Source organism: Sphingomonas sp. Leaf407 (assembly GCF_001425385.1).
GTDB lineage: Bacteria > Pseudomonadota > Alphaproteobacteria > Sphingomonadales > Sphingomonadaceae > Sphingomonas.
The window spans coordinates 1,197,547-1,219,340 of record NZ_LMQO01000001.1; the positions used below are offsets into that span (position 1 = coordinate 1,197,547).

Consider the following 21,794-nt stretch of genomic DNA (forward strand, 5'->3'; position numbering starts at 1 on the left):
GCGTCGTCGCCCCGGACTTGTTCCGGGGTCCACTTGGCCGCGAATGCTATCGATCGAAGCTCAAGCTATGCCGATTGCCGAGCGGTGGACCCCGGAACAGGTCCGGGGTGACGCAAGGGAATGCCGAGTATCGATCCGGCCTAAAGGCTGCCTCCGTGTAGAACATTCTGCGACGCCGCCGGGACCCTCTCCCGGCGGCGTTCGCTTTTCGGCGCGGTTCGTGCGATGGGCGCGCGATGGCGCAAACCCATGATGTCATCATCCTCGGCGCAGGCGGCGCGGGGCTGTTCTGCGCCGGTATCGCGGCGCGGCGCGGACGGCGCGTGCTGGTGATCGACCATGCTCCCGAACCCGGGCGCAAGATCGTCATTTCGGGCGGCGGGCGCTGCAACTTCACCAATGTCGACACGAGCTGGGACCGCTATGTCTCGGCCAATCCGCGCTTCGCGCGGTCGGCGCTCGGTCGCTACACCGCGCAGGATTTCATCGCGCTGGTCGACGCGCATGGCATTGCGTGGCATGAAAAGACGCTCGGCCAGTTGTTCTGCGACGGATCGGCGCGACAGATCGTGGCGATGCTGCTGCACGAGGCCGCCGACGCCGACATCGCGCTCGGCAGCGCGATCCGCGACGTGACCCATGCCGACGGGCAGTTCACCGTCGCATTCGGCGATCGCCACGCCACCGCACCGTCGCTGGTGATCGCGACCGGCGGGCCATCGATCCCCAAGCTCGGCGCGACCGGCTTCGCCTATGACCTCGGCCGCCGCTTCGGCCTGAAGATCGTCGAGCCGCGCCCGGCGCTGGTGCCGCTGACCCTGCCCGGCGAGGAAGCGCTGTTCCGCGAACTGTCCGGGGTAGCGGCAACGGTCGTGGCGCGTGGCGACGGTCCCGGCTTTCGCGAGGCGGCGCTGTTCACCCATCGCGGCCTGTCCGGCCCGGCGATCCTGCAAGCCTCGTCCTATTGGCGACATCGCCAGCCGGTGACGATCAACTTCGTGCCCGATCAGCCGCCGGGCTGGCTCCTCGCCGCCAAGCGCGCGCGGCCCCGCGCCGGGCTGCGCTCGGTGCTGGGCGCGGCGCTACCCGACCGGCTGGCCGAGGCGCTGGCGGCGCGGATCGATGCGCCGTCCGAAATGGCGAATTTGCGCGATGCGACGCTCAGCGAGATCGAGCGCCGCCTGTCGGCGTGGCAGTTCCTCCCCAACGGCACCGAAGGGTTCGCCAAGGCCGAAGTCACGGTCGGCGGCATCGCCACCGACGCGCTGAACCAGAAGACGATGGCGGCAAAGCACCTGCCCGGCCTGTACGCGATCGGCGAAGCGGTCGACGTGACCGGCTGGCTTGGCGGCTATAATTTCCAATGGGCATGGTCGAGCGGTTGGGCGGCGGGACAGGCGGTGTGAGCCGCAAGGCATCGTTCCCGCCGGTGGTCGCACCGACCACGCGCGTGCTGATCCTCGGCAGCCTGCCCGGCGATGCGTCACTCGCGGCGGCACGCTATTATGCGCATCCGCAGAACCAGTTCTGGCGGCTGCTGTCGCCGGTGGTCGGCGTCGACCTGCCCACCCTGCCTTACGAGGCGCGGCTGGCGGCGCTGCTTGGCGCGGGCATCGGCCTGTGGGACGTGGTCGCCAGCGCCACCCGCCCCGGCAGCAGCGACGCGGCGATCCGCGACGCGGCGGCGAACGACGTCGCGGCGCTGATCGCGACGCTGCCCGACCTGCGGCTAGTCGCGTTCAATGGCGGAACGGCATGGAAACATGGTCGCGCGCTGGTGGGTAACATCGCGACACTGCAACTGCCGTCGAGCAGCCCGCTGCATACCGTGGGCGTGGCGGCGAAGCAGGTGGCGTGGGATGCTGTTGCTGCCCATCTTTGATTTGCGACTGCCCCGTATAGACCGTTGACGTTCCATCCTCGATTGCAATCGATCTGCCTACATCGCACAACCGCCTATGGCACCGGACCTGTCCGACGATCTGCGCCGAGATCGCCTGCTGGCGCGGCGCGATTATGCGGCATCGTTGATGTCGAACAGCAGATGGCGCGCAGTCTTGACGGTGCTTGATGAGGCTCGTCCCGCGTTACAACAAATCCGGATTAAATTTACCGACAGCGACGATATTCGATCGATGGGCCTGCCGTGGCTTCACGCGCCGCATGGCTCCGTCGACAGTTTCGAGTTCGGTCCGTTTCCGCTGATCACGATCGAATGGATCGAGGTCCCGGCTGTTGCGATTTTCCCGCGTGTCGACGGCGTCGCTGCTGCCCGTCAGTCCCAGGATATTGATGCCGTCGACACCGCGCTGACGACATTGGGCAGGCAATTGCCGATTGTGCGAACACCGGAAGGACTACGGATCATCGGCCACCTCCGCTGACGCATCCAATAATTTCGCGTCAGTCTGGTTTGTAACGGCGGCGTACCTATATACGATCTACATCCCGCCCTTGCCAAAGGGCGGTGCTACTGCCGGCACCGGCCGGTCTTTTCCTTTCGCGTGGCCCGGAATGGTCCGCCAACCTCGAACGATGCGTCAGGAAATACATGCAGGACAATTGGCGATATGGTTCCGCCGCCGGAACATCGGCGTCGCGGGCGATGAACGTCAGCATCGCGCAGGCCGATGTGGTTGCGCTGTGCGGCAAACATGGTGCCGCGATCAGCGCGATCGAAACGCTGCATACCGGTGGAACCCATGTCGTGATGCTGAACGGCGAGGGCGCGGACACGATGCGCAAGGCGTTCGGCAAGAAGCTGCTGACCGGCAAGGTCGTCCGCACCCCTTGGGTCCGAAACGGCTGAACCGCGACCGCGAGCGACAGCCATGACCCGCGACACCCCGGCGCTGACGCGCGCGCTCGAACTCGCCGCGTCGGGTGATTTCATCTCGGTGAACCATATCCGTCAGGCGCTGCGCCGCGAGGGATATGGCACGCTGGCGCAGGATCTGGCGGGCGCGGCGACGAACCGCGCGATCGTCGATCAACTGCATCAGGCCGCCGCCGAGCGGACGCGGCGCGACGGTGGTCCGACCGGGTCGTAAGGGTCGGTCGGCGCCGGCTGCGGATTTGCCCAACCTCCCCGGTTGCAATCGCCCCGCCGCTTAGCCCATAGCATCGCGCATGTCCGAAGAAGCCGAAGTCTCCGCCCTGTCCTTTGAAGATGCGCTGCGCGAACTCGAAGGGATCGTCAGCCGGCTGGAGACGGGTCAGGAAGACCTCCAGACCGCGATCGACCTCTATGCGCGCGGCGACCTGCTGCGCGCGCAATGCGCCGCGCGGCTCGATGCGGCGCAGGCCCGGATCGAGGCGATCCGTGTCGACGCCGAAGGACGCGCCACCACCCAGCCGTTCGACGCGCAATAATGGCGACGATCGCTCCGCCGGTGTCGCTCGCCGCCGCGCTCCGCGAAGTATCGGCGGAGATGGACCGCCAGTTCGACGCGCTGCTCCCCGTGCCGCAGGACCCGCGCGCCGACCTGTACCGCGCGATGCGCCACGCCGCGATCGGCGGCGGCAAGCGGCTGCGCCCGCTGCTTGTGTTCGCCACCGCCCGGCTGTTCGGCGTCGAGCGGGCGCGGGCCGCCCGCGCCGCGCTCGCGATCGAGTGCATCCATGTCTACAGCCTCGTCCACGACGACCTGCCGGCGATGGACGACGACGACATGCGGCGCGGCAAGCCGACCGTCCACAAGGCGTATGACGAGGCGACCGCGATCCTCGCCGGCGATTGCCTCCATGCGCTGGCGTTCGAGATTCTGGCGGAGGAAGCGACCCATCCCGATCCGCGCGTCCGCGTCGAGCTGATCGCCGATCTTGCCTGCGCCTCCGGCCCGTCGGGGATGGCGGGCGGTCAGGCGATGGACCTGAAGGCGGAGGACGCCAATTTCGACCTGAATACCGTCACCCGGTTGCAGGCGATGAAGACCGGCGCGCTGATCGCCTGTTCCGTGGAAGCAGGTGCGATCCTCGGCCGCCTGCCCGCCGACCAGCGTACCGGCCTGCGCGGCTATGCCCGCGACATCGGCCTCGCCTTCCAGATCGCGGACGATATTCTCGATGTCGAGGGTGACGAAAGCTCGGTCGGCAAGGCGCTACGCAAGGATGGCGAGGCGGGCAAGGAAACCTTCCTCTCGCTGCTGGGCCTGCCGCGCGCGCGCGAACAGGCGCGGCGGCTGGTCGAACAGTCGATCGAGCATCTGCGCGACTATGGCCATGAGGCCGACCTGCTGCGCGCCATCGCCCGCTACGTGCTGGAGCGCGACCGGTGAGGATCGGCGTCTATCCCGGCACCTTCGATCCGATCACCCGCGGGCATATGGACATCATCCGGCGCGGGGCGAAGCTCGTCGACCGGCTGGTGATCGGCGTGACCACCAATCCGTCGAAGTCGCCGATGTTCACCCTGCCCGAGCGCCTGACGATGGTCGAGCGCGAGGTGGCCGATGTCGACGGCGACATCGCGGTGGTGGCGTTCGACGCGCTGTTGATGACCTTCGCCGAACGGCAGGGGGCGAGCGTGATCGTGCGGGGCCTGCGCGCCGTCGCCGATTTCGAATATGAATATCAGATGGCGGGCATGAACCAGCAGTTGAACGACCGGATCGAGACGGTCTTCCTGATGGCCGACGTCTCGCTGCAACCGATCGCGTCGCGGCTGGTGAAGGAAATCGCGATGTACGGTGGCGCGATCGACCGCTTCGTGTCCCGCACCGTCCGCGACGAAGTGGGGGCGCGCGTCGAGAAGCTGGGCCGCAAGGGCGACGCCTGAGGGCTGGGCGCCTCCCCTCCCTGACAAGGGAGGGGTTGGGGGTGGGTTGGCCGGTTGTGGCGCGCTTACCCTTCCTCGCAGGCCGACCCACCCCCGACCCCTCCCTTGTCAGGGAGGGGAGGACGAATGTCGATCATCCCGACGCGACCGACGAACCAGCCAGCCGACCCCGCCCAGCAACACGATCGCGCCGCCGCCCGCCGCCAGCACCTGCCACGACGGCAGCCAGCGGCCGACGAGTTCGCTCAGGCCATGGCCGAACCAGTAGCCGATCGACACGAAGATCGTCGCCCACACCGCCGCCGCCGCGCCATTCAGCACCATGAACCGCCCTGTCGGCAGTTGCGTCGTCCCGATCGCGACCGGGCTGACGGTGCGCAGGCCGTAGAGAAAGCGGAAGGCGAAGACGAACAGCGTCGGCCGCCGCTCGAACGCCGCCAATGCCTTGGCAAACGCCGGTCGCGCCGCCAGCCGCCGCACGCGCGGATGGTTGCGGAACCGCCGGCCGGCGGCGAAGAACAACTGGTCGGCGACGAACGATCCGATCGCCGCCGCCGCGATCGCCCCGGCAAACGGCAGCGCACCACGATGGACCATGATCCCGCCGAGCACGACCACCGTTTCCCCCTCGATCCCCGCGCCGAAGAACAGCGCGATCAGGCCATAGCGCGCGACCAGCACTTCGATCGTCAAGACAGGGGTTTCCGCATCGCCGCACCTTGCGGCTTTCGCCCGCCTTGGTCCAGTGCCAGCCCTTCCGCCACGCCCTGCACCGGCGTACAGCGACGCCATGGCCATTCTCGCCCCCTCCGCCCGCCCCGCCGCGCTCGTCCGCTGGCTGTGGAGCGTCGCCGCGCTCATCGTCCTGATGGTCGTCGTCGGCGGCATCACCCGGCTGACCGAATCGGGGCTTTCGATCACCGAGTGGAAACCGGTCAGCGGCACCCTGCCCCCGCTCACCGCCGCCGCATGGGACGCCGAATTCGCCGCCTATCGCCGCATCCCCGAATATCAGTTGCTGAATCAGGGCATGACGCTGGCGCAGTTCAAAGGCATCTTCTTCTGGGAATATGTCCACCGGCTGCTGGGCCGGGTGATCGGCATGGCCTTCGCCCTGCCGCTCCTGTGGTTCTGGGTCCGCCGGGCGATTCCTGCCGGGTACAAGGGCCGGTTGCTGGCGCTGCTGGCACTCGGCGGATTGCAGGGAGCGATCGGCTGGTGGATGGTCGCCTCGGGGCTGGTCGAGCGGACCGACGTGTCGCATCTGCGGCTTGCCGCGCATCTCCTGACCGCGCTGTTCATCCTTGCCGGCACGGTGTGGACCGCGCTCGACCTGCGCGAACTGGCGCAGGACCAGACCGCGCGTCCCGCGCGGTTGCGGACGATCGGCGTGCTCGCCGGCGCAGCGCTGTTCGTCCAGTTGCTCTATGGCGCATGGGTCGCCGGGCTGAACGCCGGCCTCGTCACCGATCAATGGCCGCTGATGAACGGGCGCTTCTTTCCGGCGCAGGAATGGTCGCTGCGCGCGCCGCTCGACGCACTGGTCAACGATCCGTATGTCGTCCACTTCGTCCATCGCTGGTGGGCGTGGGTTGCGGTCGTGTGCCTCGTCCTGCTGGCCCGTGCCGCCAAACGCGCCGGCCATCCCAAGGTCGCCCGCGCGCTCCACATCGCGTTCGGCACGCAGATTCTGCTCGGCATCGCGACCGTCGTGACCGGCGTTCGCATCGAAGTCGCGGCGCTGCACCAGTTGGTGGGCGCGCTGCTGGTCGTCGTCGTTACCTGGAACCTGCACGCGATCGGCCGCCGCAGGGCATAGGGTATCCCAATACCCGTCAGCAAAGGGGCGGTTTGCTTGACTTATCGCGTCCGCGCGGGCAATTGGCCGGCGTTCGCAGCGCGCCATCACGGTGCGGCTGCGTGATATATCCGAAAGGTCCAACGCCCATGAAGGCGCTCATGAAGACCACCAAGTCGGCGAAGCCGCACGAGGTGGAGAAGAAATGGCATATCGTCGATGCCGAAGGCCTGGTGGTCGGTCGCGCTGCGTCGATCATCGCCAACGTCCTGCGCGGCAAGCACAAGACGTCGTTCACCCCGCACGTCGATTGCGGTGACAACGTCGTCGTCATCAATGCCGACAAGATTCGCTTCACCTCCAACAAGGCGAAGACGAAGACCTATTACAAGCACACCGGCTATGCCGGCGGCATCAAGGCCGTCACCGCCGAGAAGGTCCTCGAGGGTCGTTTCCCCGAGCGCGTTCTGGAAAAGGCCGTCGAGCGGATGATCCCGCGCGGCCCGCTGGGTCGTGACCAGATGCGCAACCTGCGCATCTTCAAGGGCACCGAGCATCCGCACGAAGCGCAGAACCCGCAGGTTCTCGACATCGCGGGCATGAACCGCAAGAACAAGGTGGGCGCATAATGTCCGACAACCGCCAGTCCCTTTCCGACCTCGCCGGTCTGACCGGTCAGCCGGCCCCGGCCGACGCACCGCAGGGTTCGGCGCCGCAGACCGCCGCGCTCGAGGGTGATGCCCCCGCCGCCCCGGTCGAGCCGCCGCGCCCGACGATGCCGCTGCGCCCGCAGGAAATCGACGCCTATGGCCGTGCCTATGCGACCGGCCGCCGCAAGGACGCCGTCGCCCGCGTGTGGATCAAGCCGGGTTCGGGCAAGATCACGATCAACGGTCGCGATCAGGAAGTCTATTTCGCGCGTCCGACGCTGCGTCTCGTCATCAACCAGCCGTTCGGCGTTGCCGACCGCAATGGTCAGTATGACGTGATCTGCACCGTCAAGGGCGGCGGCCTGTCGGGTCAGGCCGGCGCGGTCAAGCACGGCATCAGCCAGGCGCTGACCCGCTACGAGCCGATCCTGCGTGCACCGGTCAAGGCCGCCGGGTTCCTGACCCGCGACAGCCGCGCGGTCGAGCGCAAGAAGTACGGCAAGGCGAAGGCCCGCCGCAGCTTCCAGTTCTCGAAGCGCTAAGCGTCTATTTGGAAACGCGCCCGGATTGGGCGCGTTTCGCGGTACCGGCCCGCTCCCCCTCCCGGCCACCCAATCAGGATACGCTGTGGGTGGCCGGGAGGCGAAGACTTTCGCACGCAGGGGAGTGCGAAAAGTTCCTCCTTTGCGGCCAGTCGCGAACGAATTGGGGCGGTCCGGTATCGGGCCGCCCTTTTCGTTTGATCCGTAACCGTATAGCGACAGTCGCGTCCGCACGCTGGCGGTACCGAAACAAAGAGCTGCCATGACCTCGCGTGCCAAAACCTCGCTGCTCCCCCTTGCCGATGGCGACCTGTGGCCCGAGGAGCTGCGTCGCTCGCTCTCCGACAAGCTGTTCACCATCGCCTTCGGCGCGATCCAGTGGCCGTGGCTGCTGCGCAGCCTGTCGGGCGGCAAGCGGTCGGTGAAGGCGAAGCTGATCGCCGACCTGGGCCTCGCCCCCGACGCGCTGCCCAATCTGGGGAGCTGGAAGGCGGATACCGGCTATCTCTCGCTGATTGTCGACCGGATCGCCGCCGATCGCCCGCGCACCGTCGTCGAACTCGGCACCGGTGCGTCGAGCCTCGTGACCGGCGCGGCGCTCGCCAAGCATGGCGGCGGACAGCTCATCAGCTTCGACCAGCACGCCGGCTTCGTCGATGCGACGCGCGAATGGCTGGCCGAACACGGCATCGCCGCCGATCTGCGCGCCGCACCTTTGGTCGAATCACCCGGCGACTGGCCGGGCGTGTGGTACGACATCGGCGCGCTGCCCGACCGGGTCGACATGCTGCTGATCGACGGCCCGCCGTGGACGATCCATCCCTATGTGCGCGGTGCCGCCGAAACGCTGTTCGACCGGTTGCCGGTGGGCGGCGTGGTGATGCTCGACGACGGCGCCCGCCCCGGCGAGCGCGTGGTGGCACAGCGCTGGCGCCGCCGCTGGCCCAATTTCCGCTTCGAACTGGTCAACCGCGGCACCAAGGGCACGCTGATCGGCGAGCGGCTTTCCTGATTTCCTCCCCTCCCTTGTCAGGGAGGGGAGCAATCACTGCGTCACCGGCTCGTCGGGCACGCCCATTTTCCGCGCGATCGTCTCGAAGCTTCTGCCCTCGATACGGATCTCGTTGAACGAGGGCGGGTCTTGGCGCGTCCGGCAGGACAGCGTTCCCGCCCCGACCATGCGCAACAGCCCCTTGCCGCTGCGATAGGGCACGTCGAACGGGTCATGGACATGGCCCGACAGCACGGCATGCGCGCCCGCCGCCGTCACCGCCGCCAGCGCGGCCGGCCCGCCGCGCGTCTCGCCGCTCGATCGCGTGCCGACGTCGACCAGCGGGTGATGCGCGGCGATGAACACCAGATCGCCCTTGGGCACCCGCTCGATCAGCTTCAGCGTCCGGGCCAGCGCCTTCGGACCGACATAGCCCTTCGACCAATCCCAGCGGAACTGGAACCGCGCCGTGGTCTTGAGCGGCACGATCGCCACCCCCTTGATCTCCAGCGGCCGTTCGATCATCCGCTCCAGCCGCTTGTAACGTTTGTACGGCCGGACGAAGCGGGCGAACAGATTGTAGAGCGGCAGGTCATGGTTGCCGACCTCGACCGTCACCGGACGGCCCAGCCCTTCCAGCCATTCGGCCGCCGCCTCGAACTCGGCGGCGCGGGCGCGCATCGTCAGGTCGCCGGTCATGATGATCGCGTCGGGCTGTTCGCGGCGCACCGCCTCATCGAACCACGCGATCGCTTGCCTGTCCTCCGCGCCGAAATGGACGTCGCTGACGTGGAACAGACGGATCATCGGGCACCCCCACCATGGTCGATCGCGCAGTAACGCACCGGGCGGCGGGAAGTTTATCCGTCGCTCAATTCCGACTGCGGATCGACAATGCCAGCACACCGCCGACCGCCGCGACCCCGGCCAGCGCGACGAACACCGGCCCCAGCCCGCTTCCCGGCGGGACGATCGCGGCGAGCAGCGGGGGAACACAGGCCGGCAGCGTGTTGGTGAGGTTCAGCACGCCCAGATCACGTCCGCGCGTGGCGGGCGACGGCAGCAACTGCATTGCCAGCGCGGAGTGGAGCGCGAGGAACACTGACAGGCCGATGGTGCAGACGCCATAGGCGACGCTAACCCCGACAAACCCCTGCGACAGTGCCATGCCGATCAGCCCGCCTGCGACCAGCAACGTCGCGAGCCCCAGGAACGGCCGCCGCAGCCCCATGCGGTCCGACCAGCGACCGGCAAGGATCGTCGCGACCACCGCGACCCCGGTGACGACCGCCATCGCCCGCGCGACCGGCCCCGCCGCATCACCGCCGCCCTGCCAGCGATCGGCGAAGTGGAAGAAGGCATAGGCGGTCAGGCCGTTGCCCGCCGCCTGCATTGCCAGCCGGGCGACCCAAGCGCGGATCAGATCGGCCCGGCCGACCGGCGGGGTGGCGATCACCGTGTCCGGCCCGGCGTCGCTCCCCATTCCCCGTTCGCGCGCGGCCCATAGGAACGGCACGATCATCGCCACCATCAGCACGACATTGGCGGTGTAGCGCGCGGCGGCATCGGCGAAGAGCGGCAACGTCACCACCGATGCCGACAGCACGCCGACCGGGTGCGAGATGCCAAGCAGCCCGCTCACCTGCCCCTTGGCGCGGTTGGGCACTTCGTCGGCCAGCACCGCGACCATCGGCGCGAACATCAGGTTCAGCGCCACCTGCCAGAAGGCGACCGCCGCCAGCAGCGTCACCGCCGTGGTCGCGCCATGGATCGCGGCAAAGGCGATGACGATCGCGACCAGCCCGACCGCGATCGTCGGACGGCGGGTTCCGCTGCGCCGCCAGCCGATGTCGCTGATCCAACCGGCGGCGATGTTGGCGATACTGGCGACCACCGCCCCGCCCAGCACCACCCATCCCAGGAGCGCGACCCGCCCGGCCGGGTCGATCGCCGCCACCTTCACCTGCAACAAGATGGTGACGAACGGCATGAACGCGACGAACAGCCCGCAATAGGCCAGCGTATAGAGCGCGACGAAGCCCCGGCCCGGCGCGGCGAAGCTCAACGTCCGGCGACGCGGCGCAGCGCGGCGGCGACCTGCGCGATGGTATAGGGTTTGTGGAGCAGTTCGAACCCGTTGGTGCCCTGCCGCGCGATCACGTCGCTATACCCACTGGTCAACAGCACCGGCAGCGCCGGCCAGCGCTCGCGCACCCGCCGCGCCAGTTCCAGTCCGTCGACCCGCGGCATCACCACGTCGGAAAAGATGATGTCGAACGCCCCCGGCTCCGCCGCCAGCCGGTCGAGCGCGGCCTGCCCGTCGGGGACATGGACCGGGACGAAGCCATGTTCTTCCAGCGCCTGCGCGGTGGTGGTCCCGACGACCGGATTGTCCTCGACCACCAGGACGCGCAAGCCCTGCCCGCTGGTATCGCCCGGATCGTCGCGCACCATTTGCCCGGTCGGGGCCGGCGCATCGACCTGCGGCAGATACAGGGTGAACACCGTCGCGCCCGGCGTGCCGTCGGCACGGATTTCGCCGCCAGACTGTTTGGCGAAACCGAACACCTGGCTCAGCCCCAGCCCGGTGCCCTTGCCCAGCCCCTTGGTGGTGAAGAACGGCTCGAAGATGCGCGCCAGCACCTCGTCGTCGATCCCGCCGCCGCTATCCTCGATCGCGACGGCGACATGGGCGCCGGCGGGTCCGGACATGCCGGGGACCGCATCGACACTCGTCATCCGGATCGTCAGCCGCCCCTCGCCCTGCATCGCGTCACGCGCGTTAGCGGCCATGTTGACGATCGCGGTATCGAACTGGTTGGGATCGACATCGACGAACGCCGGATCGCCGCTGGGGCAGACGACGACCTCGATCCGCGATCCGGCCAGCGTGCGGACGATGTCGCCGAGCGCGGCGATGGCGGCGTTCACGTCGAACACGCTCGGTTGCAGCGCCGATCGGCGGGCGAAGGCGAGCAACTGTCCGGTCAAGCTAGCGGCGCGGTCGACGGTGTCGCTGATCGCCGAGAGATAGCGTTCGCGCCGCGCCTCGGTCAGCGTCGGCTGGCGCAGCAGATCGACCGAGGAGCGCACGATCGTCAGCAGATTGTTGAAATCATGCGCGACGCCGCCGGTCAACTGGCCGATCGCCTCCATCTTCTGGCTCTGGCGCAGTGCATCCTGTGCCGTGACCAGCGCGTGGGTACGATCGGCGACCTGTTGTTCGAGCGAGACGGCCAGCGCCGCCAGATCGCGTTCCGCCCGGCGGCGTTCGCTGGCGGCGCGGGTCCGCTCGGCCACCTCGCGGACAAAGGCGACCTCGTCGTCGCGCCACACCCGCGCCTCGCCATGATTGGCATAGATCAGCGCCACCAGCCCGCCCTGTTCGGTCAGCGGCATGTTGATGAACGCGCGCGCGTTGATCGATTCGAGCTGCGCCGCGGTGGCGGCGGTGCGCGGATCGAGCCGGGCATCCTCGACCACCGCCGTCTCGCCGCGTTTCAGATCGTCGATATAGCTGCCGTAATCGCGAAAGTGCAGCGTCCCGGCGATGGTGGTGACGCCGGGCGCGTTCCAGTCGCGCTCGATCGTGATCGTCTCCGCCTGACGATCGACCACGCCATATCCCACGCGGTCGACCGCCAGCGCCCCGGCGATGATACGCGCTGCGGCAACGGTCATCTCGACCGGATCGTCGAGCGGGCGCAACGTGTCGTTCAGCTCGGCCATCGCCGCGCGCATCGTCTCCAGCCGCTTGTAGGCGGTGACGTCGATCGACACGCCGGTCAGGCGGGTGACGCCGCCATCGGCACCGATCGTCGGCTGCCCCCGGCTGGCGATCCAGCGACGCTCGCCGTCGGGCGTGCGGATACGTGCCTCATTCTCGAACGCTTCGCCGGCAAAGCTGCGCTCGATCGCGGCCGTCAGGGCGGCGCGGTCGTCGTCATGGACGATCGCCAGCACCTCGGCATGCGACGGCGGATAGTCCGTCGGAAAACCGCAGTTCGCCCGGCAGATGTCCGACATGGTGAGCTGGCAGGTCCCGCGCTCCAGCGCCCAGGTGCCGAACCGCCCCGCCTCCAGCGCGAAGTGCATCTCACGCTCGCGTTCTTCCTGTTCGCGGAACCGCCCGGCGAGTTCGGCCATCAGCGCGGCGTTGCTCGTCTCCAGTCCTTCCAGTCGCTCACGCTCGATCGTCACATCGACCTGGCTGGCGAAGAAATAGGCGAGGTCGCCGTTCGCATCGTCGACCGGGGCGAGCAGCAGGCGGTTCCAGAACGGATCGCGGTTCTTGCGATAGTTCAGGATGTCGATCTCGATCGAGGTCTGGTTCGCGACGGCGTCGCGAATGCGCGCGACACTTGCCGGATCGGTGTCGGGGCCTTGCAGGAAGCGGCAGTTGCGGCCGATGATCTCGTCGCGGGTATATTGCGTCAGGCGACAAAAGGCGTCGTTGGCGAACACCACCGGATTGTCGGGCAGGCGCGGGTCGGTAATGATCATCGGCATGCGCGTGGCGCGCACTGCCGCGACGAACGGGTCGGTGCCCCCCGCCAGTCCGGCGATCTCACGGGCGATGCGCCGGTCCTCGCGTGCGGCCGGTCCGGTCGCGCCCTCGCTATCGCTCACGTCACCTCGCATCGGTCCAGAAACGCGGGTTTCCCCCACCCGTTCCTTGCCGGTTCGCCTGTCCCGGCACAAGCGTCGGTTCGGGATGGGCTTTTACCCGGAAACCGGTTTAGCGCCGGACGTCGAGGCCGCCTTCGAGGAAGGCATCGATGTCCGCCTGCCGGAACAGGCTGGCGTCGCCGGGTAGCGAGTGTTTGAGCGCGGCGACGGCAAGGCCCCAGCTCGCGGCGGTCGCCTCGTCCTGCCCTGAGATCAGCGCGTGGAGCACGCCGCTGGCAAAGGCGTCGCCGCCGCCGATGCGGTCGACGATGCCCGAAATCGCGACTTCCTCGGTCTGGACGGCGTGGGTCGGCGTGTCGATCCGCGCCGACAGCCGGTGGTGATCGGCGTCGTCGACGTGCCGCGCGGTGGACGCGATGTGCTTGAGGTTGGGGAAGACCGCGAAGGCAGCCTGCGCCGCCTCGCGCCGGCGATCCTCGCCATCGCCCGAAAATTGCTCGCCGAGCAGCAGCGATACGTCACGGTGGTTGCCGAACAACAGGTCGGCGAGGCCCACCAGCCGGGTCAGCACGGCGCGGGGATCGCTGTCCCATGCGTCCCACAGCCGGGCGCGGTAGTTGCCATCGAACGAGACGGTCAGCCCCTTGGCCCGCGCGGCCTCGGCGGCGGCGATGGCGGCGTTGGCGGTTTCATGGCCCAGCGCCGGGGTGATTCCCGACAGGTGCAGCCGGGTGCAGCCGTCGAGCAGCTTGTCCCAGTCCCATGCCGAGGCCGGGGTCGTCGCGAAGCTCGATCCGGCGCGGTCATAGACGATGTCGGAGGCGCGTAAGCCGGCGCCGACGCTCAGGAAATACAGCCCCATCCGGCCGTCGCGGGTCAGCACCCGCGAACAATCGACCCCCTGCGCACGCATCGCCGCAACGGCACCGCGCCCGAGCGGGCTGTCGGGGACTGCGCTGGCGCAGGCGGTGGCATGGCCGAGATTGGCTAGCCCGACCGCGACATTCGCCTCCGCCCCGCCGACGTTCACGTCGAAGCGGCCGCTCTGCATCAGCAGTTCGCGGCCCGGCGCGGTCAGCCGCAGCAACAGTTCCCCGAAACACAGGATCATCGCGCGAGCCACCCCCCATCGACCGCCAGGACATGGCCGTTTACATAGTCGGAGGCTGCCGAGGCAAGGAATACCGCCGCCCCGCCGAGATCGCCGGCATCGCCCCAGCGCGCCGCCGGGATGCGTTCGAGGATCTGACGATTGCGCGTCTCGTCTGCCTGCAATGCGGCGGTATTGTTGGTGGCGATGTAGCCCGGCGCGATCGCGTTGACGTTGACGCCCTTGGCCGCCCATTCGTTCGCCAGCAGCTTGGTAAGGCCGCCGATGCCCGATTTGGATGCGGTATAGCTCGGTACGCGCACCCCGCCCTGAAAGGTCAGCATCGACGCGATGTTGATGACCTTGCCCCGGCCCTGCGCCACCATATGACGGCCAGCGGCTTGGCTGAGGAAGAACACCGATTTGAGGTTGGTGTCGATCACCGCGTCCCAGTCCTCTTCGGTGAAGTCGAGGCTGTCGTTGCGGCGGATGATGCCGGCGTTGTTGACGAGGATGTCGAGCCCGCCGAGCGTGTCGAGCGTCTGCTCGACGACACCCGCTACGGGCGCGATAGTCGACAGGTCGGCGGAGACGATTTCCGCCTTGCGCCCGAGCGCGCGTGCCTTGTCCGCCGTATCGGTCGCGGGCGTGCGACCGATCAGCGCGACATCGGCCCCGGCGGCGGCGAGCGCCAGCGCGATCGCCTGACCGATGCCGGTGTTGGCTCCGGTGATCGCCGCGACGCGGCCGGTGAGGTCGAAGGGATTTACCATCGTTCTCAACCCTTTACGCGAGCTGGCAGATGTCGAGGACCTTCATGTCGGTATAGTCCTGGTTCTCGCCGGCCATCGCCCAAATGAAGGCATAGGCGCGGGTGCCCGACCCCATGTGGACCGACCATGGCGGCGAGATCACGGCTTCCTCGTTGCCCATGACGATGTGGCGCATCGCCTCACCCTCGCCCATGTAGTGGAACACCTTGTCATTCTCGGTCGGCAGTTCGAAGTAGAAATAGATTTCGCTGCGGCGCTCGTGGATGTGCGGGGGCATGGTGTTCCACACGCTGCCGGGCTTGAGCACGGTCAGGCCCATGACGAGCTGCGCCGAATCGCACACGCCGGGGATGACGAGCTGGAAGATCGTCCGCTCGTTCGACTCTTCCAGGCTGCCACGCTCCAGCGCATTGGCGTCGGCGATGCCGAGCTTGCGGGTGGTGAAGCCTTTGTGCGCCGGACACGACGCGATGTAGAAGCGCGCGCCCTTGCCGCCGAATTCGACGTCGGTCGCACCCATGGTGACGTAGACGCAGTCCTTGTTGCCGAGCGTGAAGCTCTCACCATCGACGGTCAGCGTGCCCTCGGCATCGCCGACATTTACCACCGCCATCTCGCGGCGTTCGAGGAACGGATGCCCCTCCGCCGACTTCGGTTCGGTCTGGGTCGGGAGCTTGACGGGAGCATCGCCCACCGCGACGCCGCCGATCACGAAACGGTCGGCGTGGGTGTAGTTCAGGACGCATTCGCCCTCGCGGAACAGGCCTTCGATCAGATAGCGGTCGCGCAATTCCTCGTTCGAGACGCATTCCATCATGTCGGGATGGGTGGCGTAATATGTGCGGTCGAACATGGCTCTCTCCTGACGTGGGAAACCGGTATCAATCGGGGTGTTCCCCGCTGCCGGCGCTGTGCGTTGAACTCGATAAACCCTGTCCTAATGCCGCCTGCCGCCCGCGTCGACCGGTTTTTGCGGAGCGTCCGGCCGTCGTCCGGGAGATCGTTGGAAATCCGCGATTTGTGATATTTCACGGCATAAATTCCGATGGGTGAACTCCACTTCCACAATGCGAACAGAAAATTCCAAAACCGGTGAAATGCGCGTGTTCAACTTCGCAATCCTGACACCGGTTTCCCGAACCGCCCCCGGCCGGTCGCTTGCTATGGCCGGGCCGGCCGCGTAGAGGCCGCGCCGGTTCCGGCAAAATCCGGGGCCGATGCACGCCGGTGCTCCTTCGGGAGCTTAAAACGGGAATGCGGTGCGGGGACCTGTCCCCAAGACCGCGGCTGTCCCTGCAACTGTGAGCGGTGAGCGCGACTGCACGTCGGTCCCCGAACAGGGATCGACAGCCACTGGGGTTTCCCGGGAAGGCGTCAGACCCGCGCGACGACCCGCGAGCCAGGAGACCTGCCGGCGCGTGGTCGCTTCTGCCTTTGGTCCAGTGGAGGCCGGGGCCGGTTCTCCGTGTGGAGCGACGAACCCATGCGCGGCGGGGGCCGCACCGGGGTTGGTCGTGGGTCCGCGCGCCAGGGGGGTGCCGTCGGCCGCGCCACCCATGGCCGCAGCGATGCGGCCCGCCCCGCCGTGTCGCTCCTGCGCATCCCCGGGGAAGACCAGATGTTGAAGACCACGCTGACCCTGACCGCGCTGCTCGCCAGCGCGTCCGCCTTTGCCCAGGCGTTGCCGGGCGATACGCCGGTCGACGAGGCCGACCCTATCATCGTCACCGGCACCCGCGCGCTGGACGGCACGCCCGCCGACCTGCTGGGGTCGAGCTACACGCTGCTCGACGCGCAGGCGCTGGAGAACCGCCAGACCCGCGTCGTCAGCGACATCTTGCGCGACGTGCCGGGCGTGGCGGTCAGCCGGTCAGGCGGCGTCGGCGGCTTCACCCAGGTCCGGCTGCGCGGGACCGAGGCGAACCACACGTTGGTCCTGATCGACGGGATCGAGGCGTCCGACCCGTTCCTCGGCGAGTTCGATTTTGCGACGCTGATCGCCGACGACGTCGCGCGGATCGAGGTGCTGCGCGGCCAGCAGTCGGCGACCTATGGCTCGGACGCGATCGGCGGCGTGATCCATTACATCACCGCCAATGGCGCCGACGCGCCGGGCGTGCGCGGACGGATCGAGGGCGGGTCGTTCGGCACGGTCAGCGGCGCGGCGCGGATCGGCGGCGTGGCGAGCGGCCTCGACTATGTCCTGTCGGGTGCGTTCCTCGACACCGACGGCACGCCGTCGGCGCGGCGTGGCATCGGCGACCGTGACCTGAGCGCCGGCAACCGCCAACTCGCGGGCAAGCTCGCCTATGACCTCGCGCCCAATCTGCGCCTGTTCGCGACCGGCCGCTATGCAAGGGTACAGGCCGATACCAATCCGCAGGATTTCGACTTCACCTCGCCGACCTATGGCTTCGTGGTCGACGGCAGCGACAGCACGACCTCGCGCAGCTTCCTGGGGCTGGCCCGCGCCGAACTCGATCTGATGGACGGGGCGTGGACGCAGGCGGCGACCGTCCAGTTGAACGACACCCATCGCAACAGCCGCACCGATGGAGACCTGACCTCCGACAATCGCGGCGAGCGGTTCAAGGCGGCGTATGATTCGACCTATCGACTGGTCGCGGGCACGTTGACCCACGCCTTTACCGTCGCCGCCGATTTCGAGCGTGAGCGGTTCCGGTCGGTCGCGGTGTTCGCGCCCTCGCCCGCCAACCTCGGCCGCAGCACCGACAACACCGGCATCGTCGGCGAATATGACCTGCGCGTCGGCGACAAGGCGGGCTTCGGCGCGTCGATTCGCCGCGACCTGAACAACCGGTTCGAGGATGCGACGACGTGGCGGGTGCGTGGCAGCTATGCGCTGTCGCCGCTGGTCCGCGTCCGCGCCGCCGCTGGATCGGGCATCAAGAACCCGACCAACTACGAACTGTTCGGCTTCGATCCGCGCAGCTTCATCGGCAATCCGAACCTGAAGCCCGAAAAGTCCGAAGGGATCGAGGGCGGCGTCGACCTGACCCCCGCCGCCGGCGTGCGCCTCGGCGCGACGCTGTTCCGCTCGGTGCTGCGCGACGAAATCTATTCGACCTTTTCGCCGAGCTTCGTCGTGTCGCCCGCCAACCGGACGACGCGCTCGCGCCAGCGCGGGGTCGAGCTGTTCGCGCATGCGCCGCTGGGCTACGGCTTCGTTGCCGACCTCGCCTATACCTATCTCGACGCGATCGAAGCGGGGCGCGAGGAAGTGCGCCGGCCGCCGCATATCGGATCGGCGAACCTGACCTGGGCAGCGGCGGGCGATGCGTTCGGCGCCACGCTGACCGCGCGCTATAACGGCAAGAGCTTCGATTCGAACTTCACCAATCTGCCGCTGGGGCCGCGCGTGCGACTGGACGACTATACGCTGGTGAACCTAGCCGCCGATGCGCGGATCACGGGCAACCTGCGCGCCTTCGCGCGGGTCGAGAACCTGTTCGCGGCGAAATACGAGGACGTGTTCACCTATCGCACGCCGGGCCGCGCGGCCTATGCCGGCATCCGCGCCGGCTTCTGACGATGGCTCGCCGCCGAACGCACCGCATCGGCCAGTCGTTCGGCGGCGAGGACATAGGCGGGACCGCCGCACACGGTCCACGCCTGCGGCAGATCGACGCGGGCGAGGTCGGCGATCGCGGGATGGGCGAGCAGCTCGGTCCCGCGATCGATTACTTGCGGCGATTCGCTGCGCAGGAGGAGGTCGGGGTGCGCGGCGACCATCTCTTCCAGCGAGAGTTGCGACAGGGCCGGCTTGCCGAGGCGGGTGGCGAGATTGACGAGGCCGACGCGGCCCATCAGTTCGTCGACCAACGTTCCGCTGCCGGTGAGGAACCCGCGTCGTTGATAGTCGGCGGCGACCTGTCCCCGGCCCGCCGCCTTGTCGATTTGGGCGAGCGCGGCGTCCATGCGGGCGACAAGCGCGTCGGCGCGGTCGCGGTGGCCGATGGCGTCGCCGACCTGCCGCAGTTGCGCGACAATATCGTCGTAGCGCGACACCCAGTTCAGGGGGACGGTGCGGAATGGCGTGTCCGGCAACGCGGCGAGGGCGGGCGCGGGGAAGCCGGCATCGCTGAGGACGAGGTCGGGACGGATGGCGAGCAGGTCCTCGGCGGTGGCGTCGATGATCGGCAGGTGCGCGGCGCGCTTCGCGCCGGCGGACATGGCGGGGTCGCGCGACAGGCGTGTGAGACCGGCGATCTGATCGTCGTCGGCGAGTGCCAGGAGTTGCTGGTCGGCGCACAGGTTGAGCGAGACGATGCGGCGTGGCGGGTCGTGGCGCGGCGGTGCTGGGGCGGCGGTGCAGGCGGTGAGCAACAGGGGCAGGATCGCGAGACGCATCGCGCCATTGGCGGGGAATACGGCTTCGAGGCAAGCGGTAGGTGTTGGCTGGCGTCCAGGTGCGTCGGCTTTGCCCTCTCTCCTGACAAGGGGAGAGGGATACCGCAGCTTGCCAGCTTGCTGGCTAGCTGCGGTTGGGCGAGCCGAAGGCTCGCGCGCTCGCTGGTACGAGCGCAGGCCCCTCTCCCAGCTTCGACTAGGCCCTTGCTATGCAAGGACCAAGTCTGCGCATCCCTCTCCCCCTGCCGGGGGCGAGGGAGGGGTGTGCGTCGCTGCCTGCCGTACCCCCGCGAAGGCGGGGGTCCAGGGCCGCAGGAAACTACGGCCCGTGGTTGTGGCTCTGGGTCCCCGCCTGCGCGGGGATACGGTGAGGGCTTGAGGGTACGGAACCTCGGCAAGGGCGGGGGCCGTCGGATGTGGTGATGCGGGTAGTCCTCATGCTGGCGGTAATCGCGGCGGCCGTGCTGTCGCTGTGCGTCGGGCCGGTGGCGCTGGGCGTCGATCGCGTCGCGGCGGCGGTGGCGGGGCAGGATGCGACCGCCGCGACGATCCTGTTCCAGTTGCGGCTGCCGCGTACCCTCGTGGCGCTGCTGGTGGGGGCGATGCTGGGGATCGGCGGGGCGGCGCTGCAAGGCTATCTGCGCAATCCGCTGGCCGAACCGGCGGTGCTGGGTGCGTCGAACGGCGCGGCGCTGGGCGCGGTCGTCGCGCTGTATTTCGGGTGGGCTGCGGCATGGCCACTGGCGTTGCCGGGGATGGCGATCGTCGGGGCGCTGGCGGCGCTGGTGCTGTTGTTCGCGCTCGCCGGGCGGGGGGAGAGTGCGCTGACGCTGATCCTCGGCGGGATCGCGGTGTCGATGCTGGCGGGCGCGGGGATCAGTCTGGCGCTGAACCTGTCGCCCAATCCGTTCGCGGCGATGGAGATCGCGACATGGCTGCTCGGCTCGATCGAGGATCGCTCGATGCAGCATGTGTGGATCGTGCTGCCCTGTGTCGCGATCGGCGCGGGGTTGCTGCTGGTCGATGCGCGCGCGCTCGATGCGTTGACGCTGGGCGAGGATGGCGCGCGGGCGCTGGGAGTCGATCTGGGGCGGGTGCGGCTGCGGTTGCTGGGCGGCATCGCGATCGGCGTCGGTGGCGCGGTGGCGGTGTCGGGGGCGATCGGCTTCATCGGGCTGATCGTGCCGCATTTCGTGCGGCCGTTCACCGACCGCTCGCCCTCGGCGACATTGGTGCCGTCGGCGCTGGCGGGCGCGGTGCTGCTGGTGCTGGCGGATAGCGCGGTGCGGCTGATCCCGACGCCGACCGAACTGAAGCTCGGCGTCGTCACCGCGCTGCTGGGGGTGCCGGTGTTCCTCGTCCACCTGTTGCGGGACCGGCGGCAATGGTGACGATCGCGACCGACAAGCTGTCGGTGACGCTGGGCGGGCGGCGGGTGTTGCACGACGTCTCGGTGACGCTGACGCCTGGCAGCCTCGTCGGGGTGCTGGGGCCGAACGGGGCGGGCAAGTCGACGCTGGCGCGCGCGTTGCTCGGGCTGGTGCGTACCCAGGGGCGGGTGACGATCGACGGGCGGGCGGACCTGCGTGCTGCGGAGATCGCGCGGCGGGTGGCGTATCTGCCGCAGGGGCAGGTGCTGCACTGGCCACTGTCGGTCGAGCGGGTGGTGGCGCTGGGGCGGTTGCCGCATCTGGCGCCGCTGTCGCGGATGGGGGACGACGATCGGGCGGCGGTCGAGGCGGCGATGGCGCGGGTCGATGTTGTGCGCCTGCGGAGCCGCGATGCGACGACGCTGTCGGGCGGCGAGCGGGCGCGGGTGCTGCTGGCGCGGGCGCTGGCGCAAGGGGGCACGGCGCTGGTGGTCGACGAGCCGCTCGCGGCGCTCGATCCGCGCCACGGGCTCGAGGTCGCGGCGCTGCTGCGTGCCGAGGCGGAGGCGGGCACGCTGGTAGTGGCGGTGCTCCACAATCTGGGGCTGGCGGCGCGGATGTGCGACCGGTTGCTGCTGCTCGACGAGGGCCGGCTGGTGGCCGACGGGTCGCCGGTCGAGGTGTTGACGCCGGCCAATCTGGCGGCGGTGTTCGGCATCCGCGCGTGGTTCGGGGAGAGTGCGGAGGGGCCGATGATCGTGCCGGTGGGCGTGCGGGGCGATCCGCCCCATTGACCCCCCTGC

Annotated in this window: 23 protein-coding genes and 1 riboswitch; of the genes, 15 read left to right on the forward strand and 8 right to left on the reverse strand. The window is 68.6% G+C overall.

All coding sequences use genetic code 11. The features are described from left to right. Nucleotides 1-236: 236 nt before the first annotated feature. The 8 genes from ASG37_RS05335 (at nt 237) to coaD (ending at nt 4,777) form a co-directional block, all read left to right on the forward strand. The gene (locus ASG37_RS05335; RefSeq protein ID WP_055756724.1) at nt 237-1,406 is read left to right on the forward strand and encodes an NAD(P)/FAD-dependent oxidoreductase; all 1,170 of its coding nucleotides are present in this window, start codon (nt 237-239) and stop codon (nt 1,404-1,406) included. After that, nucleotides 1,403-1,882 carry a DNA-deoxyinosine glycosylase gene (locus ASG37_RS05340; RefSeq protein ID WP_235525223.1) on the forward strand — a complete coding sequence of 160 codons (480 nt, stop codon included), beginning with the start codon at nt 1,403-1,405 and terminating at the stop codon, nt 1,880-1,882. Before ASG37_RS05335 ends, ASG37_RS05340 begins: the two co-directional genes overlap by 4 nt. Nucleotides 1,883-1,958: 76 nt before the next feature. Next, complete coding sequence (locus ASG37_RS05345) at nt 1,959-2,384, forward strand: hypothetical protein (RefSeq protein ID WP_055756728.1); 426 nt, start codon at nt 1,959-1,961, stop codon at nt 2,382-2,384. A gap of 221 nt (nt 2,385-2,605) precedes the next feature. Further along, complete coding sequence (locus ASG37_RS05350; protein ID WP_230772144.1) at nt 2,606-2,809, forward strand: hypothetical protein; 204 nt, start codon at nt 2,606-2,608, stop codon at nt 2,807-2,809. A 22-nt stretch (nt 2,810-2,831) separates the two neighbouring features. Continuing rightward, a complete protein-coding gene (locus ASG37_RS05355; protein ID WP_055756732.1) occupies nt 2,832-3,050 on the forward strand; it encodes a hypothetical protein in 219 nt (72 codons plus the stop codon). Between the two features lie 79 nt (nt 3,051-3,129). After that, the gene (locus ASG37_RS05360; protein ID WP_055756734.1) at nt 3,130-3,372 is read left to right on the forward strand and encodes an exodeoxyribonuclease VII small subunit; all 243 of its coding nucleotides are present in this window, start codon (nt 3,130-3,132) and stop codon (nt 3,370-3,372) included. Further along, on the forward strand, nt 3,372-4,277 hold the full coding sequence (locus ASG37_RS05365) for a polyprenyl synthetase family protein (protein WP_055756736.1): 906 nt from the start codon (nt 3,372-3,374) through the stop codon (nt 4,275-4,277). The genes ASG37_RS05360 and ASG37_RS05365 overlap by 1 nt, the downstream gene beginning before the upstream one ends. Beyond that, on the forward strand, nt 4,274-4,777 hold the full coding sequence (gene coaD, locus ASG37_RS05370; protein ID WP_082448376.1) for a pantetheine-phosphate adenylyltransferase: 504 nt from the start codon (nt 4,274-4,276) through the stop codon (nt 4,775-4,777). The genes ASG37_RS05365 and coaD overlap by 4 nt, the downstream gene beginning before the upstream one ends. A gap of 108 nt (nt 4,778-4,885) precedes the next feature. On the opposite strand, the gene ASG37_RS05375 is transcribed toward coaD, so the two are convergent. After that, a complete protein-coding gene (locus ASG37_RS05375; RefSeq protein ID WP_055756738.1) occupies nt 4,886-5,470 on the reverse strand; it encodes a DedA family protein in 585 nt (194 codons plus the stop codon). A gap of 97 nt (nt 5,471-5,567) precedes the next feature. Here ASG37_RS05375 and ASG37_RS05380 point away from each other — a divergent pair, with 97 nt between their 5' ends. From ASG37_RS05380 to ASG37_RS05395, 4 genes are all read left to right on the forward strand, one after another. Beyond that, a complete protein-coding gene (locus tag ASG37_RS05380; RefSeq protein ID WP_055756740.1) occupies nt 5,568-6,596 on the forward strand; it encodes a COX15/CtaA family protein in 1,029 nt (342 codons plus the stop codon). A 128-nt stretch (nt 6,597-6,724) separates the two neighbouring features. Beyond that, nucleotides 6,725-7,204: a 50S ribosomal protein L13 gene (gene rplM, locus ASG37_RS05385; RefSeq protein ID WP_082448378.1), complete on the forward strand. Its 480-nt coding sequence runs from the start codon at nt 6,725-6,727 to the stop codon at nt 7,202-7,204. After that, nucleotides 7,204-7,767, forward strand: a complete 564-nt coding sequence (rpsI, locus tag ASG37_RS05390; RefSeq protein WP_082448380.1) for a 30S ribosomal protein S9 — start codon at nt 7,204-7,206, stop codon at nt 7,765-7,767. Before rplM ends, rpsI begins: the two co-directional genes overlap by 1 nt. A 262-nt stretch (nt 7,768-8,029) precedes the next feature. Continuing rightward, nucleotides 8,030-8,779 (forward strand): class I SAM-dependent methyltransferase, encoded by a 750-nt coding sequence (locus ASG37_RS05395; RefSeq protein ID WP_055756742.1) that lies wholly within the window; start codon nt 8,030-8,032, stop codon nt 8,777-8,779. 33 nt (nt 8,780-8,812) lie between these two features. On the opposite strand, the gene ASG37_RS05400 is transcribed toward ASG37_RS05395, so the two are convergent. The 6 genes from ASG37_RS05400 to kduI all read right to left on the reverse strand — a co-directional run bounded on the left by ASG37_RS05400 (nt 8,813) and on the right by kduI (nt 16,103). Then, nucleotides 8,813-9,565, reverse strand: a complete 753-nt coding sequence (locus tag ASG37_RS05400; RefSeq protein WP_055756744.1) for a metallophosphoesterase family protein — start codon at nt 9,563-9,565, stop codon at nt 8,813-8,815. A gap of 64 nt (nt 9,566-9,629) precedes the next feature. After that, nucleotides 9,630-10,823, reverse strand: coding sequence for an MFS transporter (locus ASG37_RS05405; protein WP_055756747.1), 1,194 nt, complete (start codon nt 10,821-10,823; stop codon nt 9,630-9,632). Continuing rightward, nucleotides 10,820-13,387 carry a PAS domain-containing protein gene (locus tag ASG37_RS05410; protein ID WP_321163603.1) on the reverse strand — a complete coding sequence of 856 codons (2,568 nt, stop codon included), beginning with the start codon at nt 13,385-13,387 and terminating at the stop codon, nt 10,820-10,822. The genes ASG37_RS05405 and ASG37_RS05410 overlap by 4 nt, the downstream gene beginning before the upstream one ends. 109 nt (nt 13,388-13,496) lie before the next feature. Continuing rightward, nucleotides 13,497-14,498 carry a sugar kinase gene (locus ASG37_RS05415; RefSeq protein ID WP_055756750.1) on the reverse strand — a complete coding sequence of 334 codons (1,002 nt, stop codon included), beginning with the start codon at nt 14,496-14,498 and terminating at the stop codon, nt 13,497-13,499. Next, on the reverse strand, nt 14,495-15,250 hold the full coding sequence (kduD, locus tag ASG37_RS05420; RefSeq protein WP_055756752.1) for a 2-dehydro-3-deoxy-D-gluconate 5-dehydrogenase KduD: 756 nt from the start codon (nt 15,248-15,250) through the stop codon (nt 14,495-14,497). The genes ASG37_RS05415 and kduD overlap by 4 nt, the downstream gene beginning before the upstream one ends. A gap of 13 nt (nt 15,251-15,263) precedes the next feature. Next, nucleotides 15,264-16,103 carry a 5-dehydro-4-deoxy-D-glucuronate isomerase gene (gene kduI / locus ASG37_RS05425; protein WP_055756754.1) on the reverse strand — a complete coding sequence of 280 codons (840 nt, stop codon included), beginning with the start codon at nt 16,101-16,103 and terminating at the stop codon, nt 15,264-15,266. Nucleotides 16,104-16,458: 355 nt separating this feature from the next. Beyond that, nucleotides 16,459-16,681, forward strand: a riboswitch (cobalamin riboswitch). A gap of 187 nt (nt 16,682-16,868) precedes the next feature. On the opposite strand from kduI, the gene ASG37_RS05430 reads away from it, so the two are divergent. After that, nucleotides 16,869-18,800, forward strand: coding sequence for a TonB-dependent receptor plug domain-containing protein (locus ASG37_RS05430; protein WP_235525224.1), 1,932 nt, complete (start codon nt 16,869-16,871; stop codon nt 18,798-18,800). Here the strand turns inward: ASG37_RS05430 and ASG37_RS05435 are convergent. After that, the gene (locus ASG37_RS05435; RefSeq protein ID WP_055756756.1) at nt 18,773-19,621 is read right to left on the reverse strand and encodes an ABC transporter substrate-binding protein; all 849 of its coding nucleotides are present in this window, start codon (nt 19,619-19,621) and stop codon (nt 18,773-18,775) included. The genes ASG37_RS05430 and ASG37_RS05435 overlap by 28 nt on opposite strands. Before the next feature lie 422 nt (nt 19,622-20,043). On the opposite strand from ASG37_RS05435, the gene ASG37_RS05440 reads away from it, so the two are divergent. Then, entirely contained in the window at nt 20,044-21,012 is a 969-nt protein-coding gene (locus ASG37_RS05440) for a FecCD family ABC transporter permease (protein ID WP_055756758.1), read from the forward strand. After that, nucleotides 21,006-21,785 carry an ABC transporter ATP-binding protein gene (locus ASG37_RS05445; protein WP_055756761.1) on the forward strand — a complete coding sequence of 260 codons (780 nt, stop codon included), beginning with the start codon at nt 21,006-21,008 and terminating at the stop codon, nt 21,783-21,785. Before ASG37_RS05440 ends, ASG37_RS05445 begins: the two co-directional genes overlap by 7 nt. The last annotated feature ends 9 nt before the right edge of the window (nt 21,786-21,794 follow it).

Bases quoted from the DNA above. Each gene is read 5' to 3' on its own strand.
- ASG37_RS05335 (WP_055756724.1), top strand. From the start codon at position 237: ATGGCGCAAACCCATGATGTCATCATCCTCGGCGCAGGCGGCGCGGGG.
- ASG37_RS05345 (WP_055756728.1), top strand. From the start codon at position 1,959: ATGGCACCGGACCTGTCCGACGATCTGCGCCGAGATCGCCTGCTGGCG.
- ASG37_RS05350 (WP_230772144.1), top strand. From the start codon at position 2,606: ATGAACGTCAGCATCGCGCAGGCCGATGTGGTTGCGCTGTGCGGCAAA.
- ASG37_RS05355 (WP_055756732.1), top strand. From the start codon at position 2,832: ATGACCCGCGACACCCCGGCGCTGACGCGCGCGCTCGAACTCGCCGCG.
- ASG37_RS05360 (WP_055756734.1), top strand. From the start codon at position 3,130: ATGTCCGAAGAAGCCGAAGTCTCCGCCCTGTCCTTTGAAGATGCGCTG.
- ASG37_RS05365 (WP_055756736.1), top strand. From the start codon at position 3,372: ATGGCGACGATCGCTCCGCCGGTGTCGCTCGCCGCCGCGCTCCGCGAA.
- ASG37_RS05380 (WP_055756740.1), top strand. From the start codon at position 5,568: ATGGCCATTCTCGCCCCCTCCGCCCGCCCCGCCGCGCTCGTCCGCTGG.
- rplM (WP_082448378.1), top strand. From the start codon at position 6,725: ATGAAGGCGCTCATGAAGACCACCAAGTCGGCGAAGCCGCACGAGGTG.
- rpsI (WP_082448380.1), top strand. From the start codon at position 7,204: ATGTCCGACAACCGCCAGTCCCTTTCCGACCTCGCCGGTCTGACCGGT.
- ASG37_RS05395 (WP_055756742.1), top strand. From the start codon at position 8,030: ATGACCTCGCGTGCCAAAACCTCGCTGCTCCCCCTTGCCGATGGCGAC.
- ASG37_RS05400 (WP_055756744.1), bottom strand. From the start codon at position 9,565: ATGATCCGTCTGTTCCACGTCAGCGACGTCCATTTCGGCGCGGAGGAC.
- ASG37_RS05415 (WP_055756750.1), bottom strand. From the start codon at position 14,498: ATGATCCTGTGTTTCGGGGAACTGTTGCTGCGGCTGACCGCGCCGGGC.
- kduD (WP_055756752.1), bottom strand. From the start codon at position 15,250: ATGGTAAATCCCTTCGACCTCACCGGCCGCGTCGCGGCGATCACCGGA.
- kduI (WP_055756754.1), bottom strand. From the start codon at position 16,103: ATGTTCGACCGCACATATTACGCCACCCATCCCGACATGATGGAATGC.
- ASG37_RS05430 (WP_235525224.1), top strand. From the start codon at position 16,869: ATGTTGAAGACCACGCTGACCCTGACCGCGCTGCTCGCCAGCGCGTCC.
- ASG37_RS05435 (WP_055756756.1), bottom strand. From the start codon at position 19,621: ATGCGTCTCGCGATCCTGCCCCTGTTGCTCACCGCCTGCACCGCCGCC.
- ASG37_RS05440 (WP_055756758.1), top strand. From the start codon at position 20,044: ATGCGGGTAGTCCTCATGCTGGCGGTAATCGCGGCGGCCGTGCTGTCG.
- ASG37_RS05445 (WP_055756761.1), top strand. From the start codon at position 21,006: ATGGTGACGATCGCGACCGACAAGCTGTCGGTGACGCTGGGCGGGCGG.